This window comes from Kitasatospora sp. Xyl93, assembly GCF_055383135.1.
This window is the reverse complement of the sequence record NZ_AP029185.1, coordinates 7,164,311-7,180,637: the sequence shown is the minus strand read 5'-3', so window position 1 is coordinate 7,180,637 and position 16,327 is coordinate 7,164,311. Positions and strand designations below refer to the sequence as shown.

Genomic DNA, 16,327 nt, shown 5'->3' with positions numbered 1-16,327 from the left:
CATGCACCTGTTGACCTTCCGCACCCACGACGCCGGGAACGCCGACGGCACCGGCCACGCTGGCACCCCGCGCCTCGGCGCCCGGCTGGACGGCGACCGGGTCGCCGACCTGACCGCCCTCGCCACCGCCGCCGGTGCCCAACTGCCCCCCGACCTCCTCGGGTTGATCCGCGCCGGGGAACCGGCCCTGGCCACCGCCCGGGAGCTGCTCGCCGGGGACCCGCCCACCAGGCCGCTCGCCGAGGTCGCGCTGTGCGCACCGCTGCGCCCCGGCAAGATCGTCGGCGTCGGCCTCAACTACGTGGAGCACGTGGCGGAGTCGCACCGCACCCTGGACACCGACCGCGAACTGCCCGACCGGCCGGTGCTGTTCGACAAGCCCTCGACCGCCGTCACCGGCCCGGGCGGCCCCATCCTGCACAACGCCGACCTCACCAAGCAGCTCGACTGGGAGTGCGAACTCGCCGTGGTGATCGGCGCACCGGCCTTCCGGGTGGCCGAGGCGGACGCGCTGCGGTACGTGTTCGGCTACAGCATCGTCAACGACATCAGCGCCCGCGACCAGCGGCGCTCCGGCCAGTGGTTCTTCTCCAAGGGCCAGGACAGCTACGCGCCGTTCGGCCCGGTCGTGGTGACCGCCGACGAGATCCCCGACCCGCAGCGGCTCGACCTCTCGCTGAAGGTCAACGGCGAGCTCCGGCAGGACTCCAACACCCGCCACATGCTGTTCGGCGTCGCCCGGCTGATCGCCGACATCTCCTCCGGCGTCACCCTGGAACCGGGCGACGTGATCGCCACCGGCTCCCCCTCGGGCGTCGGCGCCGGGATGGTGCCCCCGCAGTTCCTCCAGCCAGGCGACGTGGTCGAGGCCACCGTCGAGCGGATCGGCACGCTCGCCAACCCGGTGATCGACGCCCGCTGACCCGTCCCGGACCGGAAAGGACCGTCCACCCGATGACCACCTACCGGATCGGCCAGATCGTCCCGAGCTCCAACGTCACCATGGAGACCGAGGTCCCCGCCCTGCTGCGGGCCCGCGAGGCGGTCGCCCCCGAGCGGTTCACCTTCCACTCCAGCCGGATGCGGATGACCAGGGTCACCCCCGAGCAACTGCGCTCCATGGACGGGGAGTCCGACCGCTGCGCCACCGAGCTCTCGGACGCCCGGATGGACGTGATCGGCTACGCCTGCCTGGTCGCGGTGATGGCCACCGGCCCCGGCTACCACCGCGAGGCCGAACGGCGACTGCACCTGCGCACCGTCCGCAACGGCGCCCCGGCGCCCGTCGTCACCAGCGCCGGCGCCCTGGTCGCCGGGCTGCACGAGCTCGGGGCGGCGAAGGTCGCCATGGTCACCCCGTACCTGCGGCCGCTGGCGCGGACGGTGGTCGAGTACCTCGCCGCGGAGGGCATCGAGGTGCTCGACCACGCCGCCCTGGAGATCGCCGACAACCTGGAGGTCGCCGCCCACGACCCGGCCCGGCTGCCCGCGATCGCCCGCGGCCTCGCGTACACCGAGGCCGACGCTGTGGTGCTGTCGGCCTGTGTGCAGCTGCCCTCGCTGTCCGCGGTCGAGGAGGCCGAGCAGCAGCTGGGCAAGCCGGTGGTCTCGGCCGCCGTCTGCACCACGCACCAGCTCCTGCGTGCCCTCGGGCTGCCCGCCTTCGCGCCCGGGGCCGGGCACCTGCTCTCCGGGGCCTACGCGTAGCGGCGCGCCTGCGCGGAGCGGCCCGCCTACGCGCTGCGGCCCGCCCTGCGCGCGCTGCAGCCTGCCCTGCACGCTGCCGCTTGCCCTGTGCGTAGCGGTCCGCCCTGCGCGTGGCCGCCTGCCAGACGCGTGGCGCGGCCCGCCCCGCGCGTGGGGCCCTGACCCATGGGCGCCTCGGGAACGCGGGAATCCGCGTCCCCCGGACCGGCACTCTCGTTATGATCGCCACCAGTCGCCGGGGAGGAGGGCCCGCATGTCCGACAGCACACCCCGGCCGAGCTCCCTGATCCACACCGTCTACGGCGAGTTCGTCCGCCGCCTCGGCGGCTGGATATCCATCGCCGACCTGATCGCCCTGCTGGCCGAGCTGGACGTCGACGGCCCGGCCGTCCGCTCGGCGACGTCCCGGCTGAAGAAGGCCGGCACCCTGCTCCAGGAGCGCCGCGCGGGGACCGGCTACCGGCTGGCCCCGGCGATGGAGCCGGTGTTCGAGGAGGGCGACCGACGGATCTTCCACAGCCTGGAGCCCGCCGCACTCGACGACGGCTGGGTGGTGGCGGTCTTCTCGGTGCCCGAGTCCGCCCGCGCCCACCGCCACCAGCTGCGCTCCCGGCTGAGCTGGCTCGGCTTCGGCAACGCCGCCCCCGGGGTCTGGCTGGCGCCCGCCCGGCTGCTTCCGGACGCCCGCCGGCTGCTGGACCGGCTCGGGCTGAGCGCCTACGTCCACCTGTTCCTCTCCGCCGAGTACGCCGGCTTCGCTGATCCGCTTGCGGCGGTGGCGAGTTGGTGGGACCTCCCGGCGATCGAGGCACAGTACGCGGCGTTCGCCGACACCTGGCGCCCGGCCGCCGAGGAACTGCGCGGACGGTCGCCGGTGGACCCCGCCGAGGCGTTCCGCGACTACGTGCCGATGCTCACCCAGTGGCGCCGGCTGCCGTACCTGGACCCCGGGCTGCCCGCCCAGCTGCTGCCCGCCGACTGGAACGCGGTGCCCGCCCGCGCGGTGTTCACCGAGTTGCACGGACTGCTCGCCGAGCCCAGCCTTCGGTACGTCGAGAAGGTCACCGGGCTGCCCCACCCCGAGGAGCCGCGATGACCGCCACCGCCCCCGCCGACCTGCTGATCCGCGCCGCCGCCGTGCACACCCTGGTGCCCGGCGAGCCGCCCCGCCGGGCGGTCGCCGTCACCGGTGGCCGGATCACCGCCCTCTCCGCCGCGCCCGACGGGCTGGACGCCCTGATCGGCCCGGCCACCGAGGTGGTGGACGCCGCGGGCTCGACCGTGCTGCCCGCCTTCGACGACACCCACACCCATCTGATCCTGGCCGGGCACAGCGTCCACGGCGTGCCGGTCCACCGGGCCCGCGACCTCGCCGGGTTCCTCGGCCTGATCCGCGAGCGCGCCGCCGCCACCCCCGCCGGGGAGTGGATCCGCACCACGGTCAACTGGCAGGAGGTGCTGCTGGCCGAGCAACGGATGCCCACCACCGCGGAGTTGGACGCGGCTACCGCCGAGCACCCGGTGCTGGTGCGCCGCGGCGCGTACAACATGGTGCTCAACTCGGCCGCCCTGCGACTCGCCGGGATCACCGAGTCCACCGAGGCGCCGCCCGGCGGTGTGATCGAGCGCGACGAGCACGGGCGGTTGACCGGCCGACTGATCAACCGGGCGGTCGAGCCGGTCGAACGGGTGCTGCCGCGCCCCACCCTCGCCGAGCGGATCGAGGGCCTGCGCGCCGCCTCCGCCGACTACGCCGCCTGCGGGATCGGCACGGTCCGCGACTGCCTGGTCCCGGTCGAGGACCTCGACGTGCTGGACGCCGCCCGGGCCGAGGGCGCCCTGGCCGTCCGGGTCCGGGCGCTGGTCTCCGGCTTCGCCGCCCGCACGCCGGAGCAGGTGGACGCGCTGCTGGACCGGATGGACGACTGGCGCGCCGCCGGCCGGGACGACGACCGGCTGCGGCTCTGGGGCGTCAAGTTCGGCATCGACGGCGGCTTCGAGGCGGCCGCGGTGGAGGAGCCGTACCAGGGGCAGCCCTGCTACCACGGCCGGTTGCTCTGGGAGCCGGTCGAGCTGCTCGCGGCGGTGGACCGGGTGGTGGAGCGCGGCTGGCGGGTCGGGGTGCACGCCTGGGGCGACCGCGGGCTGCGAGTGCTGCTGGACGTCTTCGAGCAGTTGCTGAAGCGCCGCCCGGGCCTGCCGCCCGGCACGCTGGTGGTCGAGCACGGCGGCCTGGCCCGCCCGGGGCAGCGGGCCCGGGCGATCGCGCTCGGCATCCCGGTGACGGTCCAGCACCCGCTGCTGCACGACGGCGCGCTCACCCAGCAGCGGGCCTGGGGCGAGGAGCGCACCGCCGCGCTCTTCCCGCTGCGCGAGTGGCTGGACGAGGGCGCGCTGATCACCGGCGGCTCGGACTTCCCGGTCGGCCCGTACGGCGCGATGGTGTCGGTGTGGGGCATGACCACCCGGGGCACCACGGCCGGGGTGGTCGGGCCGGAGCACGCGATCGGCCGGGCCGAGGCGGTCGCGCTGCACACCGTGAACGCGGCCCGGCTGACCGGCGAGAGCGCGCTGCGCGGCAGCCTGCGGCCGGGGACGTTCGCCGACCTCACGCTGTGGCCGGTCGATCCGCTGGACTGCCCGGTGGACGCGCTGCGCGAGCTGCGGCCCACCCTGACGGTGGTCGACGGGCGCATGGTGCACCGCATGTGACGGCCCGTCAGGCCGTGGCGAGCTCCCGCAGGTCGATGCCGCGGTGCAGCGCGCGCAGGTCCTCGTGCAGGGTGGACGGCGGGACGACGAGCACCCCGCAGCGGGCCCGGTTCAGGCAGTGCCGGGTGACCGAGCGGCGCGCCAGCCCGCGCACCCTGGCGCGGACACCGCCCTGCTCCCCGGTGCTGACCACCAGCAGGTCGCCGGGGCGGTCGGCGAGCCCGGTCAGCACCGCCGCCGCCTCGCCGCGGACGACCAGCGGCCGCACCGCCACGCCGATCGGCAGGCCGCCGAAGGCCTGCTCCAGCGCGCTCTCCATCCGCGCCTCGGCGAGTTCCTGCCAGGCGCGCAGCAGCGGCGGGCACGGCCGGGCGCGGTAGTTGCGCTCGCCGCCGACCGGCGTCCAGGCGAGCACCGGGACCAGGACGGCCTGCCGGACCCGGGCCTCCTCGGCCGCCCGGTGCAGGGCGGTCAGGCTGTGCAGTGATCCGCTGACTCCGACGATGACGCGGGCGCCGTCCGACATGATCCTTCACTTTCCGATGCCAAAGCTCTTTGATGTCTGCGATTAGGTTGCCACTATCCCCATTAGGCCTGCAAATCGAAGGCATTCACTGAATTCGGCCTTGCATCGCCCGGCATATCCATGCCCCGGCCCCACCGCCGGGCGACCTTCGACGTCGGCCACCCCTTGTTCGAGCAGGTGTTCGAACGAAGGCGTAGGCTGGTCCCATGCACGGCACCGTCCACCTCCAGCCCTCGCTGTTCGACGACGCGGACCGCGTCGGCATCCGCCTCGGCCCGCTCGACGGCCTGCGGCGGCAGCCGCTCGGCGACGGCGCCTGGCTGGACGTGCTCCCGGGCTGGCTACACGGGGCGGACGAGTTGTTCGAACAGCTGGCCGCCACCGTGCCCTGGCGGGCCGAGCGCCGCGAGATGTACGAGCGGACGGTCGACGTCCCGCGCCTGCTGGCCTCCTACCCGGCGCAGGCCGAGCCGCCGCACCCGGTGCTGGGCCTGGCCCGGGCCGCGCTGAGCCGGCACTACGCCCAGGAACTGGGCGAGCCGTTCCGTACCCTCGGCCTCTGCTACTACCGGGACGGCCGGGACAGCGTGGCCTGGCACGGCGACCGGATCGGGCGCGGCGCCCGCGAGGACACCATGGTGGCGATCCTCTCCGTCGGCGAGCCGCGCACCCTCGCGCTGCGGCCCCGGTCCGGCGGCGCGACGGTCGTCCGCCACCCGCTCGGCCACGGGGACCTGGTGGTGATGGGCGGCTCCTGCCAGCGCACCTGGGAGCACGCGATCCCCAAGACGGCCCGCCCGGTGGGCCCGCGGATCAGCATCCAGTTCCGGCCGCAGGGGGTGTCCTGACCCCCGGCTTGCCGTGCACCCGCCGGGCACGGAGGCTGGCGAGTGGGCCGGTGGCACGAACCCCACAGCCACCGGGCGCCGAACATCCGGACCCGAACGCCGGGCATCGACCGCCCGGAACCGACCGCCGGGCACCGGCCACCGGGCTCGTCAGGAGGCCGCATGCCGAAGCCGGGCGTCTACCACGCCGGAGTCCCGTGCTGGGTCGTGCTCACGACGCCGGACACCGCACGGGCGCAGGCCTTCTACGGTGCGCTGTTCGACTGGGAGTTCGTCCCGACCGGCCCCGCCGAGGCGGTGGCCACCCGGTACGGCGCCCAGGTCGCGGGCGTCGTACGGGCCCGGCCGACCGACCCGCCCGCCGCCTGGACCACCTTCCTCGCCTGCCCCGACCCGGCTCGCACCCTCACCGCCGTCCGGGCCGCCGGCGGCCGCCTCGCCCGGGAGCCGTACGAGGTGCCCGAGCAGGGCCGCGCCGCCCTCGCCGTGGACCCGCTCGGCGCCCGCTTCGGGCTCTGGCAGGCCGGCACCATCGACGGCGCCGGCCTGGTCGACGAGCCGGGCGTGCTCGCCTGGAACGAACACCTCTCCCCCGACCCGGACGCCGCGCGGGCTTTCTACCACCGGGTCTTCGGCTACGGCTACGACCGGCCGCGGGCGGGCCACGCCCTCGCCCGGGTGGCCGGACTGCCCGCGTGCAGCATCGGCCCCGCCGACCCGGCCACGGGTACGGGCGCGCGCTGGCTGGTCCACTTCGCGACCGAGGACACCGACCGCACGGCCGACCGGCTGCGCGCCCTCGGCGGCACCGTCGTCACCGGGCCGGCGCCGGCGCCGTTCGGCCGTACCGCGCTGGTCCGGGACGACGCCGGCGCGGAGTTCGTGCTGGTCGCCGTCCCGGCCCGGGACGCCGCGGCGGCGGCCTGAACCCGGACCGCGCCCGCACGCCCGCGTGCCGGGCGCGGCCACCCCTTCCGGTCAGTCAATTTGCTTGCCCGGAAAGTCCGTTCGCCCCGCACCGGCACCGCACGGGGCGATCGGCCCCGCCCGTCCGGCTGTCCGTTGCGACCGCTACCGTGCTGGCATGAGTTCCTTCCTGCGCGCGTACCTGGTCGACCCCGCGGAGCTCCGGCGCCGCGTCGGCAGCGGCAACGACGGGGCGGTCGACGAGGCCCTCGCGTACTTCGGCCCGTCCCTGGACCGGTCCGACGAGCACTTCGCCGACGAGATCGCGCAGGGCGCTCCGACCGCCCTGGCGGCGCTGCGCGCCGTGGTGCACGGCGGCCCCTTCTCCGGGGACGAGGGCCACGCCTTCCAGTACGGCTACGCCTACCGGCGGCTGTGCTGGCTGGTCGGGCAACCGCTGGAGGTCGACTCCTTCGGCCCGTTCCGGGGCACCTGGCTGGAGGTCGTCGACGACGGCCTGAAGGCGTACGGGATCACCGCGGTCTCGGTCGCGGACTTCCAGTACGGCGGCGGCCTCCCCGCCGAACTGCCCCACTGCGACGTGCCGTCCTGCGCCACCTGGTCGGCCGAGGACTGCCGGCGGGCCCTGGCGCAGTTCGAACGGGCCGAGCGCGAGGGTCGTCCCCCGGCGCCGGAGCGCGAGGTGGCCGAGGCCGTCGCCGAGGTCGTCGGCTGGCTCCGGCTCGCCCGGAGCCGGCAGGGCGGCGACGTCGTCGGCTTCGTCTCCTGAGCCACCCTGGGCCTGGGCCGCCCGGGGCCGGGCGGCCCAGGCCGGTCCCGGGAGTCCCGGCCCGGCAGCGGGACTCCCGGGCGGCCCGGCGGGCGGCGGAGGTCAGTCCTTCACCGCGCCCGCCAACCCGGAGACCAGCTTGCGCTGCACCGCGATGAAGAAGATCAGCACCGGCACGGTCATCAGCGTGGACGCCGCCATGATGCCGCCCCAGTCGTTCTCGTCCGGCTTGAAGAAGACCAGCAGCGCCGAGGGCAGCGTCTGGTTCTGGGTGGCGCTGATGATGAAGGTCTTGGCGAAGACGAAGTCGTTCCACGCCGCGATGAAGGAGAACACGCTGGTCGCGGCCAGGCCCGGGGCCACCAGCGGCAGCAGGATCCGCCACAGGATGCGGGTCCGGCCGGCCCCGTCGATCTGCGCGGCCTCCTCGATCGACACCGGGACGGCCGCGACGAAGCCGCGCATCATCCAGATCCCGAACGGCAGCGAGAACGCCAGCTGCACCAGGACCAGCGAGGCCAGGGTGTTCAGCCCGATGCCCGGCGCGAACCGGCCGGCGTCGCGGAACATGAAGAACAGCGGGATGGTCAGCGCCTCGACCGGGATCATCTGGGCGATCAGGAACATCACCATGATGGTGGTGCGGAACCGGAACCGGAACCTGGTCACGGCCACCGCCGCCAGGAAGACCACGACCGCCGACAGCACCACCACCGACAGCGCGACCACCAGGCTGTTCACGAAGTAGCGGCTGAAGCCGTCCACGCTGAGCACCTGGCGGAAGCTCTCCAGCGTGGGGTGGGCGGTCCACGGCCTGGGGTCGAGCGACTGGATCTCGCCCTTGGGCTTGAAGGCCGAGAGCACCATCCAGAAGATCGGGAAGGCGGTGACCACGCCCAGCAGGACCGCACCGGTGTTGGCGGCCAGCCGCCACCGGCCCCGGGTGTTCCGGCCGCGGTCGCCCCGGCCGCCGGGCCGGCCGCGACCGGTTCGGCCGCCACCGGCCCGGGGGCCGTCGGAATCCCGAGTCGGTTCCACGGCAAGGGAGTTCACCGGGCTCACAGTTCGTTCCCCGTCCGTCGCAGGGTGCGGATGTACAGGACCGTCGGGATCACCAGGATCAGCAGCATGATCACGCCGATCGCCGCGCCCAGCCCGTACTGCGAGGAGGCGAACGCCTTCTGGTACGCGTACACGTTGAGCACCAGGTTCTGGCCGGCGATGCCGCCGCCCTCGGTCATCACGTAGATCTGGGTGAAGACCTTGAAGTCCCAGATCACCGACTGGATCACCACGATGGTCAGGATCGGGCGCAGCATCGGCGCGGTGATCCGGCGGAAGGTGGTCCAGGTGTTGGCGCCGTCCAGGGCGGCGGCCTCCATGATCTCCTCCGGGATGGCCCGGATGCCCGCGTAGAGGGTGACCATCACGAACGGGTAGGAGTGCCACACCACCACGGCGCCGACGATCAGGAACGCCGTCCACTTGTCGTAGAACCAGTTGAACTCGTGGAAGCCGGATAGCCCGAGCCCCTCCAGGGTGTGGTTGACCAGGCCGAGGTTGGTGTCGAACAGGAAGCTCCACACCGTCGAACCGGTCATCGCCGGCGCCGCCCAGGCGGCCATCGCCGCGGTGGTCAGCACCAGCCGCGGCCACCGGCCGACCTTGGTGAGCAGCACCGCGAGGGCGGCGCCGACGGCCAGGGTGGCGACCACGCAGAACGCGGCGAAGCCGATGGTCTGGAACAGCACCGTCCAGAACTGCTCGTCCTCGAGGATCCTCGTGTAGTTGCCGAAGCCGACGAAGGAGGTCGGGACTCCGCCGGAGGCCTGGGCCTGCCCGAAGTCCAGGACGGACAGCAGGCCGAGCTGGTAGATCGGGTAGGCGACCAGCGGGATCAGGACGACCGCGGCCGGAAGGAGCAGCAGCAGCGGGGGCCGCCGGCGCCGACCGCCCGGGGGTGCGGCCGGCGCCCTGCCCCCTCGGCGCCTCTGCGGGGAAGGCGGCGCCGGGGCGGTCGGGGTGGATACGGACACGTGCGGACCTGTCTCTCTGTCGGGCGTCAGCGCGCGGCGAAGGCCGAGGAGACCTGCGCGGCGGCGTCGGCCGAGGCCTTGGCCACGTCCGCCTTGCCGGTGACGACCTGCTGGAGCATCGTCGGGATCACCGCCTGGGCGTCGATCTGCGCCCACGCCTGGTCGAGCGGGACGAACCTGGTGCCGGCCGCGATGGTGTCGGTGAAGGGCTTCAGGAACGCGTCCTTCGCCGCGACCTTGCCGCTGACGGACTTGAGCGTCGGCAGGTTCCCCATCGCGTCGTACATCTGCTCCTGGTACGTGGGGCCCGCCAGCAGCTCGGCGAACTCGACGGCCAGCGTGCGGTGCTTGGCCGCCTTCATCACGCCCAGGTTGTTGCCGCCGGCGAAGGCCGGGGCGATCGAGCCGGGCTTCTCGCCGGGCAGCGGCACCACGCCGTACCTGCCCTTGACCGCGCCCGCCTCCACCTTGCCGCGGTTGGAGTTCAGCAGCACCGCCATCGCCGACTTGCCGGCCGCGAACAGGTCGACGGTCTTGCCGCCGGTCAGGTCCGCGCACTGCTGGGCGGGGCAGCCGTCGGCACCGAACAGGTCGGTGTAGCGCTTGATCCCGGCCTGCGAGGCGGGCGAGTCGATCGCGGCCTTGAACGAGGAGCCGTCCTTGGTGGCGATGTCGCCGCCCGCGTCCCAGACGAAGGGCAGTGCGGCGAAGGTGTACTTGCCGCCGACGGCGATGCCGAAGGTGTCCGGGTGGGCGGCGTGGATCCTCTGGTTGGCGGCGACCAGTTCGGCGTACGAGGTCGGCGGGGTGAGGCCGGCCTCGGTGAACAGGTCGGTGCGGTAGTACAGCGCGCGCACGCCGACCCACCAGGGCAGGCCGTAGGTCTTGCCGTCGACGACGGCGGTCCTGGCGATCGCCGGGTCGAGGTCGCCCTTGTCCTGCCACTTGTCCAGCTCGGCGGTGATGTCGGCGAGGCCGCCGGCGGCGACGTAGCCGGGCAGGTCGGTGTTGCCGAACTCGACCAGGTCGGGGGCGCTGTTCGGGTCGTTGAACGCGCCCTTCATCTTCGCCGCGCGGGCCGAGGCGTCGGTGTCGATGTAGCTGACGTTGACGGTGACGCCCTGGTGGGAGGACTGGAACTCGGTCACCGCCTTGGCGATCACGGCCTCCTTGGCCGCGTTGCCCGCCTCGTTGTACAGCCAGACCTGCAGGGTGCCGGTCCGGTCGTCGGCGGCCTTGTCGCCCGCCGGCGAGGCGGTGCCGGGGGCACAGGCGGTGGCGGCCAGGCAGCCGGCGGCGAGCACGACGGCCGCGGCGGACCGTCCGATGAGTCGCATGGTGGAGACCTCCCCTCCCGACAGCTGCCGCCGAGACGTCCGCCGCTGGGGACGGGCACGTCGAAGCAGGCCCTGACCGGGGCCGATGGTGGGTGAAGTGGTGGGGGTACGGCAGGGCGCAGCGCTCGGGTGGGGCGACGTCGCCTGCTCGATGGCAGGGACGTTAGGCGGGCGCGATCGGCGCCAACAAGAGGGAGTTGGCCAAAGTTTTGCACTGCACAACGTTGTATCGAAGATGCGGCTGTCCGGCCGCGAACGGGTACGTTCTGACAACCGCCGCCGACCAGCGGGGGAACACCGGCAGAACGATCACCAGGGGAACGGACCCATGACGGAGACGGCGCCCAAGAAGCCCGCGACCGAACGCAACCAGTCCTCCTCGCTGCGCCGCGCGCTCGCCGTCCTCGGCTACGTCCGCGACCACGGCGACGGGCGCGGCGTCCCGCTCGCCCAACTCGCCGACGGGCTCGGCCTCAACAAGAGCACGGTGCTGCGGCTGGCCGGCCCCCTGCTGGACGAGCACCTGCTCGACCGGGACCGCGAGACCGGCTGGTTCCGGCTCGGCCACGGCTCGCTGCGGCTCGGCCAGGCCTACCTGACCACCCTCGACCTGCGCAGCGTCGCCGCCGAACACCTGCGCCGGCTCCAGCGCGAGGCGGGCGAGACCGTCCACCTGACCGTCTGGCAGGCGCCGGGGATCGTCTACCTGGACAAGGTCGAGGACGAGACCAACGTCCGGATGGCCTCCCGGGTCGGCAGCCGCGCCCCGGCCTACTGCACCGCGACCGGAAAGGCGATCCTCGCCTGGCTGCCCGAGGAGGCCGTCGCCGAGGTGGTCGCGGCCGGCCTGCGCCCGGTGACCGCCTGGACCATCGCCGACGAGCCCCGGCTCCGCGCCGACCTCGCCCGCATCCGCGCCCGCGGGTACTCGATCGACGACCGCGAGAACGAGCCCGAGGTCCGCTGCGTCGCCGCCCCGATCTTCGACCACACCGGCGAGGTCACCGCCGCGCTGTCCGTCTCCGGCCTCACCTCGCGGATGACCGCCGCCCGGGTCCGCGCCCTCGGCCCGGTGGTCGCCCAGGTCGGCCTGCGGATCTCGCGGGAACTGGGCTCCGACCGCCCGGTGTCCTGAGCGCCCGGTGTTTCCTCCGGGCGTCCCTCGGGGCCTCCCGACCGCCCGGTGCCCTGAGCGCCCGGCGGTCTCCCGGGTTCCGGGGCCGTCGTCCCGCTCCCGGAAACGCGGACAGGGCCCGGCGCCGTTTCCACGGCACCGGACCCTGTCCGATCTCGGAGCGCCAGGCCCGGGTCGCACGGACTCTTCCTACTGAAAGTAGGACGTGCTCTGGTAGCACCACTGACGCCTGACGAGGAATCACTCCCTCGCGACGAGAAGTACAGTACCAGCTCCGTGATCATTCGCCGAACCGGAGGGGAAGCCCGCATGACGAACGCTCGGCCGGAGGCCGGTCCGGCCGTCGTCCCGTACGCGGCCGGGCGGCTGATGGACGTCCACCGTCCGGTCGCCGACGCCGTCGGGCCGGCCCCCGTGGTGCTGCTCTGGCACGGCAGCGGCCCGAACGAGCGCGACGTGCTGCGGCCGCTGGCCCAGGAGGCCGCCGGGCTGGGACTGCTGGTGCTCGTCCCGGACTGGAGCGCCGAGCAGCCGGACGGCGGCGGGGCCGAACTGCTCGCCTCGCTGGCCCGCGCCCGCGGGATCGCCGCCGAGCACGGCGGGGACCCGGACCGCTTCGTCCTGGCCGGCTGGTCGATGGGCGGCCGCGAGGCGATCGCCGTGGCCACCCACCCGGACACCCCCGCCGAGCTGCGCCCCACCGCCGCCGTCGGCATCGCGTCCCCCTACTCGACCAGGGCCGTCACCACCGGCGGGGCCCCGCTCGACCACCTGGCGCAGGCCCCCTCCCCCGTCCCGCTCCGGCTGGTCCACGGCACGGCGGACGACGTCGTGGCCGTCGAGCACACCCGGCAGTTGAGCGCTGTTCTGACAAGGCAGATGTCGGCGGTACGCACCCTCGAACTCCCCACCGACCACGCCGGTGTGGTGATGACCGTCTACCGCCCCGAGGCCCGCCGCTGCCTCCCGGCCACGGACCCCGCCACCCTGGCCGCCGGCCGACGGACCGCCGCCGTCCTCGCCGAGGCGGCCGGGCTGCCGTCCTGAGCACCGTTGCGGTTGTGGCGACTGCGGTCCTAGCGACCGCCCGCCGGCTCCCACAGCCCGTGGCCGTGCTCCAGCGCCTCCAGGTCGCGCTGCAGCGGGGGGCGCGGGACGGCCAGGACCGGGCAGGTGGCGTGCCGGACGCAGTAGGCGGTGACGGACGGGTGCACCAGTCGGGCCAGGCGGCCGCGTTCCCGTCCGGCGCCGAGCACGAGCAGGTCCCCGGGCCGGTCGGCGCACCGCACCAGGGTGTGGCCGGTGTCGCCGCGGACGGCCTGACAGCGCAGCCGGACGCCCGCGTGGCGTCCGGCGAAGGCCTCGTCGAGGGCCCGCCGCAGCCGGGCCACGGCGGCGTTGCGACCGGCGTCGACCACCGGCGGGCAGGGGGTGCGGCGGTAGCCGAGCTCGTCTCCGGGCGGGGTCCAGCAGAGCACCGCGAGCACCTCGACTTCCGTCCGGCGGGCTTCGGCCACCGCGCGGTGCAGTGCGGTGAGGCTGCCCAGCGAGCCGCTGACGCCGACCACGATCCGGCCCTGTCCCGCACCACTGTCCGTCATGGCCCCGCCCCTGCCTCTCCGCCCGCCCACGCGCCTGCGTGCCCGTGTGCCGTGTGCCCGAAGGCCCATACGCCCGAAGGCCCGTACGCCCGAAGGCGCTCGTGCCGGCGCACCGGACGGCGTTCCGCCGATGCACCTCAGCAAAGCGGTCCGCGCCCCTGCGGTCCCGCCCCGTTGACGCCGCTCTGACGCGGGGCCCGTGCTTCCGTACGCGTCCCTGACGTCGTACGGGCGACGCGGGCGACGCGGGCGACGCGCGCCCGGCGTCCACAGGAAGCCCACGGACCGCATGTCCGGCACAGGGATCGACCGTCATCGAACTCATGCCGGAGCTGTCCCGCCCGAACCGTGCCGCATAGAGTGCCGGACAGAGCGCCGCGTCGCGCGGCGGATCACGGCGGACGCGGACCGGAACGATCTCTGACGGGGTGGGCATGGGTACGGGCTCGGGCACGGCACTGACGGCCCACCAGTTGATCGGCCTGCTGGTCGACCCGGGCGGCTTCCGCGGCTGGGACGAGCCGCCGGCCGTCGACCGGACCGACCCCGACTACCGCGCCTCGCTCGACCGCGCCCGCGAGCGCACCGGCCTGGACGAGGCCGTCCTCACCGGCGCGGGCCTGATCGACGGCCGCCCGGTCGCCCTGGTCGCCTCCGAGTTCGGCTTCCTCGGCGGCTCGATCGGCGTCGCCACCGCCGAGCGGATCACCCGCGCCGTCGAGCGCGCCACCGCCGAGCGGCTGCCGCTGCTCGCCCTGCCGGTCTCCGGCGGGACACGGATGCAGGAGGGCTCGGCGGCCTTCCTCTGCATGCTGCGGATCACCGCCGCCGTCCAGGCGCACCGCGCCGCCGGCCTCCCCTACCTCACCTACCTGCGCAACCCCACCATGGGCGGGGTCTTCGCCTCCTGGGGCACGCTCGGCCAGCTGGTCCTCGCCGAGCCGGGCGCCCGGCTCGGCTTCCTCGGCCCGCGCGTGTACGAGGAGCTGCGCGGCGTGGAGCTGCCGCCGGACGTCCAGCGGGCCGAAACGCTCGCCGGGCAGGGGCTGGTGGACGCCGTCGTCCCGCCGCAGGAGCTGCGCGAGCTGCTCCGCCGCACGCTCGCCGTCCTCACCGCCGCACCGCCGTCCCGTTCCGCTGCTCCAGACCCTTCCGCTCCTCCATCCCCTTCCACTCCTCCATCCCCTTCCGGTCCTCCGGCCCCTTCCACTTCCCCCGCTCCCGCGACCGCTCCGGCCGGCCCCGAGCGCCCCGACGCCTGGGACTCCGTCCGCCGCACCCGGCGCCCCGACCGCCCCGGCACCCGCGAGCTGCTGCGGCACACCGCCGAGGAACTGGTGCTGCTGGACGCCCCCGGCGGACGCGCCGGCGCACTGGTCCGGGCGCTGGCCCTGCTCGGCGGCCGGCCCGTCCTGGTCGTCGGGCAGCAGCGGCGGACCCCCGACCACGAGCGCCCCTTCACCGCCGCCGACCTGCGGGCCGTACGGCGCACCGCGCGGTGGGCCGAACAGCTCGGGCTGCCGCTGGTCACCGTGGTGGACACGGCCGGCGCCGAGCTGTCCGCCCAGGCCGAGCTGGACGGCATCGCGGTGGAGATCGCGCACTGCCTGACCACCCTGCTCGCCCTGCGCACGCCCGTCCTGGCCGTGCTGCTCGGCCAGGGTTCGGGCGGCGGGGCGCTCGCGCTGCTACCGGCGGACCGGGTGATCGCCGCCGAGCACGCCTGGCTGGCGCCGCTGCCGCCGGAGGGCGCCTCGGCGATCGTCCACCGGGACGGCGCCCACGCCGCCGAGCTGGCCCGCTCCCAGGGGATCGGGGCGCACCACCTGGCGGAGGTCGGGCTGGTCGACGAGGTGGTCCCGGAGCTGCCGGACGCCGCAGAGGAGCCGGAGGCCTTCTGCACCCGGCTCGGGCAGGCCGTCGGCGCGGCGCTCGACACCCTGGCGGCGGCCACCGAAGCGGACCGGCTCACGGCCCGGGCCGTCCGGCACCGGCGGCTGGGCGACCTGCGCTAGCCGCTTCCCCGACCATCGGATCGGCGCCTGCCCGCCTTCGACCGCCGGGCCGCAAGCACGGTCCGCCCGCTGCCGGATCTGAGAAGGAGCCCGGTTCCTCCCGGGCAGAACGGCGAGGCGCCCGTCCGGACGTGTCCGGACGGGCGCCTCTTCTCGTCTTCACGGCCACTCGGCGGCGGGCCCGGTCGGTGCCATCCGGCGACGGCTGCCCCAGCGTGCGGTCAGCCGACGGCCCGGGCTCCGCGCCGCTGCCCGGGCCGGGTTACGGCCACCCGTTGGCCGTGACGTTCGCGCCGGGGGTGGGGCCCGGTCAGTCGACGGCCGACGCGGCGGTGGCGCCGGTGAGGGCGAGGACGGCGGCGGCCGCGAGGCCGGCCGCGACGGTCAGAGCGCGAAGTGTGGCGCCGGTCTCAGCGCGGGCTTGATCCCCTGCACCCAAAGTGCCGCCCCCGGGTCGCCGAGTGACGGCCGCCTACCCCCGGGCGGTGAGTGCGCTCACACGTGATCAAGCCCAACGACGGACCGTAGTAGACACCCGCCGAACACCCGACCCGTTCCCGCACTCCTCGCGTTCGCGCAGCTCAGCGCCGGTCGGCGCGCTCCGCGCAACCGGCCCTTCGAATCCACGGCGCCCCGCCGCGTACGACCGCGGGTCGTAACGAGGGGGTCTTGGCGACGGCCGATCCGGTCTGCCAACAATGGCTTCCGTCGTCA

15 protein-coding genes are annotated in these 16,327 nt (G+C 74.7%); 10 read left to right on the top strand and 5 right to left on the bottom strand.

The features are described from left to right. Position 1 precedes the first annotated feature (1 nt). From ACZ5GH_RS31155 to ACZ5GH_RS31140, 4 genes are all read left to right on the top strand, one after another. Positions 2-922, top strand: a complete 921-nt coding sequence (locus ACZ5GH_RS31155) for a fumarylacetoacetate hydrolase family protein (protein WP_464335944.1) — start codon at positions 2-4, stop codon at positions 920-922. 32 nt (positions 923-954) lie between these two features. Continuing rightward, complete coding sequence (locus ACZ5GH_RS31150; protein WP_387760582.1) at positions 955-1,707, top strand: maleate cis-trans isomerase family protein; 753 nt, start codon at positions 955-957, stop codon at positions 1,705-1,707. 253 nt (positions 1,708-1,960) lie between these two features. Beyond that, positions 1,961-2,803 (top strand): PaaX family transcriptional regulator, encoded by an 843-nt coding sequence (locus ACZ5GH_RS31145; protein ID WP_464335943.1) that lies wholly within the window; start codon positions 1,961-1,963, stop codon positions 2,801-2,803. After that, positions 2,800-4,419, top strand: a complete 1,620-nt coding sequence (locus ACZ5GH_RS31140; protein WP_464335942.1) for an amidohydrolase — start codon at positions 2,800-2,802, stop codon at positions 4,417-4,419. The genes ACZ5GH_RS31145 and ACZ5GH_RS31140 overlap by 4 nt, the downstream gene beginning before the upstream one ends. Before the next feature lie 7 nt (positions 4,420-4,426). On the opposite strand, the gene ACZ5GH_RS31135 is transcribed toward ACZ5GH_RS31140, so the two are convergent. Continuing rightward, positions 4,427-4,945, bottom strand: a complete 519-nt coding sequence (locus ACZ5GH_RS31135; protein ID WP_464335941.1) for a universal stress protein — start codon at positions 4,943-4,945, stop codon at positions 4,427-4,429. Positions 4,946-5,151: 206 nt separating this feature from the next. On the opposite strand from ACZ5GH_RS31135, the gene ACZ5GH_RS31130 reads away from it, so the two are divergent. From ACZ5GH_RS31130 to ACZ5GH_RS31120, 3 genes are all read left to right on the top strand, one after another. Continuing rightward, positions 5,152-5,793 (top strand): alpha-ketoglutarate-dependent dioxygenase AlkB, encoded by a 642-nt coding sequence (locus tag ACZ5GH_RS31130; RefSeq protein WP_464335940.1) that lies wholly within the window; start codon positions 5,152-5,154, stop codon positions 5,791-5,793. A gap of 162 nt (positions 5,794-5,955) precedes the next feature. Then, the gene (locus ACZ5GH_RS31125; protein ID WP_387760577.1) at positions 5,956-6,720 is read left to right on the top strand and encodes a VOC family protein; all 765 of its coding nucleotides are present in this window, start codon (positions 5,956-5,958) and stop codon (positions 6,718-6,720) included. A gap of 157 nt (positions 6,721-6,877) precedes the next feature. Then, positions 6,878-7,489 carry a DUF7691 family protein gene (locus tag ACZ5GH_RS31120; RefSeq protein ID WP_387760576.1) on the top strand — a complete coding sequence of 204 codons (612 nt, stop codon included), beginning with the start codon at positions 6,878-6,880 and terminating at the stop codon, positions 7,487-7,489. A gap of 102 nt (positions 7,490-7,591) precedes the next feature. On the opposite strand, the gene ACZ5GH_RS31115 is transcribed toward ACZ5GH_RS31120, so the two are convergent. Genes ACZ5GH_RS31115 through ACZ5GH_RS31105 form a run of 3 tightly spaced genes read right to left on the bottom strand, consistent with a single transcriptional unit; the run spans position 7,592 to position 10,862 of the window. Then, positions 7,592-8,527 carry a carbohydrate ABC transporter permease gene (locus tag ACZ5GH_RS31115; protein ID WP_464335939.1) on the bottom strand — a complete coding sequence of 312 codons (936 nt, stop codon included), beginning with the start codon at positions 8,525-8,527 and terminating at the stop codon, positions 7,592-7,594. A gap of 20 nt (positions 8,528-8,547) precedes the next feature. Continuing rightward, positions 8,548-9,525, bottom strand: coding sequence for a carbohydrate ABC transporter permease (locus ACZ5GH_RS31110; RefSeq protein ID WP_401115933.1), 978 nt, complete (start codon positions 9,523-9,525; stop codon positions 8,548-8,550). A 26-nt stretch (positions 9,526-9,551) separates the two neighbouring features. Beyond that, the gene (locus tag ACZ5GH_RS31105; RefSeq protein WP_387760573.1) at positions 9,552-10,862 is read right to left on the bottom strand and encodes an extracellular solute-binding protein; all 1,311 of its coding nucleotides are present in this window, start codon (positions 10,860-10,862) and stop codon (positions 9,552-9,554) included. 328 nt (positions 10,863-11,190) lie between these two features. Between ACZ5GH_RS31105 and ACZ5GH_RS31100 the strand changes: the two genes are divergently transcribed. Both ACZ5GH_RS31100 and ACZ5GH_RS31095 read left to right on the top strand, forming a co-directional pair. Further along, a complete protein-coding gene (locus tag ACZ5GH_RS31100; RefSeq protein WP_387760572.1) occupies positions 11,191-11,997 on the top strand; it encodes an IclR family transcriptional regulator in 807 nt (268 codons plus the stop codon). 309 nt (positions 11,998-12,306) lie between these two features. Beyond that, positions 12,307-13,044 (top strand): alpha/beta hydrolase family protein, encoded by a 738-nt coding sequence (locus ACZ5GH_RS31095; protein ID WP_464335938.1) that lies wholly within the window; start codon positions 12,307-12,309, stop codon positions 13,042-13,044. Positions 13,045-13,073: 29 nt separating this feature from the next. Here ACZ5GH_RS31095 and ACZ5GH_RS31090 read toward each other — a convergent pair whose 3' ends face one another. After that, positions 13,074-13,598 carry a universal stress protein gene (locus ACZ5GH_RS31090; RefSeq protein WP_464335937.1) on the bottom strand — a complete coding sequence of 175 codons (525 nt, stop codon included), beginning with the start codon at positions 13,596-13,598 and terminating at the stop codon, positions 13,074-13,076. A gap of 434 nt (positions 13,599-14,032) precedes the next feature. Here ACZ5GH_RS31090 and ACZ5GH_RS31085 point away from each other — a divergent pair, with 434 nt between their 5' ends. Continuing rightward, entirely contained in the window at positions 14,033-15,613 is a 1,581-nt protein-coding gene (locus ACZ5GH_RS31085; RefSeq protein ID WP_464335936.1) for a carboxyl transferase domain-containing protein, read from the top strand. Positions 15,614-16,327 lie beyond the last annotated feature (714 nt).